The sequence below is a fragment of the Novosphingobium capsulatum NBRC 12533 genome (genome assembly GCF_001598375.1).
GTDB classification, from domain to species: domain Bacteria; phylum Pseudomonadota; class Alphaproteobacteria; order Sphingomonadales; family Sphingomonadaceae; genus Novosphingobium; species Novosphingobium capsulatum.
Genome location: NZ_BCYV01000052.1, coordinates 1 through 2,505, shown reverse-complemented (window position 1 = coordinate 2,505; position 2,505 = coordinate 1). Strand labels below are relative to the sequence as shown.

Below are 2,505 nucleotides of genomic sequence, written 5' to 3'. Positions count from 1 at the left end.
GTGGACCGGCGTGCAAAAGGGACCCCGTTAGCGGGGTGATCGGCGTCTAAAAGGGACCCCTCATTCCGATGGTGTAGCGGGCCGCCTGGTTTTCCAGGTGGCGAGATCGGGATGTTGGTGGTGGAGACAGTCGTTCGGATTCGGCGCGCGCACGCGAACGGTAAGGCGATCAAGGCGATCGCGCGGGATCTGCGGTTGTCTCGCAAGGTGGTGCGCAAGGCGATCCGGGCGCCTGAAGGGGCGTTCGATTACCATCGGACGGTCCAACCGCTGCCCCGGCTTGGGCCCTTCCAGGAGCGGCTCGATACGTTGCTGGCGGAGAACGAGGCGCGGCACCGGCGTGACCGTCTTCGCATGACGCGGATCCACGATCTGCTCCAGCGCGAGGGGTTCGAGGGCTCCTACGATGCGGTCCGGCGCTACGCCCGGCGTTGGGCCGAAGCGCGGCGCAAGGATGCGGGTGACGGCGCCCCGGCGTTCATTCCGCTGCTGTTCCAGCCCGGCGAGGCCTACCAGTTCGACTGGAGCCACGAGGACGTGGAGATCGCCGGCAAGCCGATGCGGGTGAAGGTGGCGCACATGCGGCTGTGCGCGTCGCGGGCGGTCTATGTCCGGGCCTATCCCCGCGAGACCCAGGAGATGGTGTTCGATGCCCATGCCCGCGGCTTCGCCTTCTTCGGCGGCGTTCCGCTGCGGGGGATCTATGATAATATGAAGACGGCTGTGGCTGCGGTCTTCGTGGGCAAGGAGCGCGTGTTCAACCGCCGCTTCCTGGTCATGGCGGATCATTACATGGTCGAGCCCACGGCCTGCTCGCCAGCGGCGGGGTGGGAGAAGGGGCAGGTTGAACACCAGGTGCAGACCATCCGGGGCCGCTTCTTCCAGCCCCGTCTGCGCTTTGCCAGCATCGAGGAGCTCAACGGTTGGCTGGAGGCCGAGTGCCTGCGTTGGGCCGCAACGCACGCGCATCCCGAGCAGAAGGAGCTGACCGTTACCGAGGCGCTGGACCTCGAACGACCAGCCCTGCAGCCGATGCTGGCGCCGTTCGACGGCTTCCACGAGACCGCCCATGCCGTGACCGGCACCTGCCTGATCAGCTTCGACCGCAACCGTTACTCGGTCATGGCCAAGGCAGCGCGGCGGGCGGTCCAGGTCCGTGCCTATGCCGACCGGATCGTCGTGCGCTTCGGCGACGAGGTCGTTGCCGAGCATGCCCGGCACTTTGGCCGTGACCGGACGATCTATGATCCCTGGCACTATCTCCCTGTCCTGGCCAACAAGCCCGGCGCCTGGCGCAACGGCGCCCCCTTCCAGGGCTGGGACCTGCCACCGGCACTGACGCGGTTGCGCCGCAAGCTGGGGAGCGGTGACGAGGCCGACCGGCGCTTCGTGCGCGTGCTGGCGGCCGTGCTGACCGATGGTCTGGACGTGGTCGAGGCCGCGGTCCGCGAGGCGCTCGATGCTGGAGCTGCCAGCGACGAGGTCATCCTCAACATCCTCGCCCGATACCGCGAGCCGGCAACCGACCGGCCCCTCGATGTGGTTGTCGATCTCAAGCTCAGCCATCCGCCGATCGCGGACTGCGCCCGTTACGATACCGTGCGAGGCCTCGATGCAGCGGCATGAGATGATCGAGGCGATGCGCGGGCTCGGCCTCAGGGGCATGGCCGGCGCGTTCGATGAAGCCGTCACCACCGGACTGCAACGCAAGCGCACGACCCACGAGATCCTAACCGACCTGCTGAGGGCGGAAGCCGCGCATCGCCATGCCGCCTCGATCCGCTACCGCATGACCGCAGCCAAGCTGCCGGTGGTGAAGGACCTCGATGCCTTCGTGTTCGAGGGCACCCCGATCAATGAAGGCCTGGTGCGCTCGCTGCATGCCGGGTCCTTCGTGCCCGCACGGCGCAACATCGTGCTCATTGGCGGCACGGGGACCGGCAAGACCCATCTGGCCACTGCGATCACCGCCAGCGTGGTCTGCGCCGGCGCCCGCGGGCGCTACTTCAACACGGTCGACCTCGTCACCCGGCTCGAGGAGGAGGCTCGCATCGGCAAGGCCGGCGCCATGGCCGCACAGCTCAGCAGGCTCGACGTCGTGGTCCTCGACGAACTGGGCTACCTGCCGTTCGCCCGCTCCGGCGGGCAGCTGCTGTTCCACCTGATCAGCAAGCTCTACGAGAAGACCTCCGTCATCATCACCACGAACCTGGCGTTCGGCGAGTGGCCCACTGTCTTCGGTGACCCCAAGATGACCACCGCGCTGCTCGATCGCATTACCCACCATTGCGACATCGTTGAGACCGGCAACGACAGCTGGCGCTTCAAGCACCGCAGCTGAGGCACCCCAGAAACGCCTTCGCGCTGCTGCCGCCTCCGGTCGGGCTACGCCCTCCCTACGCCGTCAGCAGCGCGAAACCCGCGCCCAGCATCAACCGATCCACGCAACGCCAAGGGGGTCCCTTTTGCGCGCCGATAGGGGGTCCCGATTGAACGCCGATTGAC

General features: G+C 67.3%; 2 protein-coding genes. Both read left to right on the top strand.

Annotation, left to right across the window (positions count from 1 at the left end; all coding sequences use genetic code 11):
* Positions 1-111: 111 nt before the first annotated feature.
* Positions 112-1,626, top strand: coding sequence for an IS21 family transposase (gene istA / locus SCA01S_RS21490; RefSeq protein ID WP_062788852.1), 1,515 nt, complete (start codon positions 112-114; stop codon positions 1,624-1,626).
* The gene (gene istB, locus SCA01S_RS21485) at positions 1,613-2,341 is read left to right on the top strand and encodes an IS21-like element helper ATPase IstB (protein ID WP_062788851.1); all 729 of its coding nucleotides are present in this window, start codon (positions 1,613-1,615) and stop codon (positions 2,339-2,341) included. Before istA ends, istB begins: the two co-directional genes overlap by 14 nt.
* Positions 2,342-2,505 lie beyond the last annotated feature (164 nt).

Excerpts from the sequence above, each read along its gene's own strand:
- istA (WP_062788852.1), top strand. The coding sequence starts at position 112 with ATGTTGGTGGTGGAGACAGTCGTTCGGATTCGGCGCGCGCACGCGAAC.
- istB (WP_062788851.1), top strand. The coding sequence starts at position 1,613 with ATGCAGCGGCATGAGATGATCGAGGCGATGCGCGGGCTCGGCCTCAGG.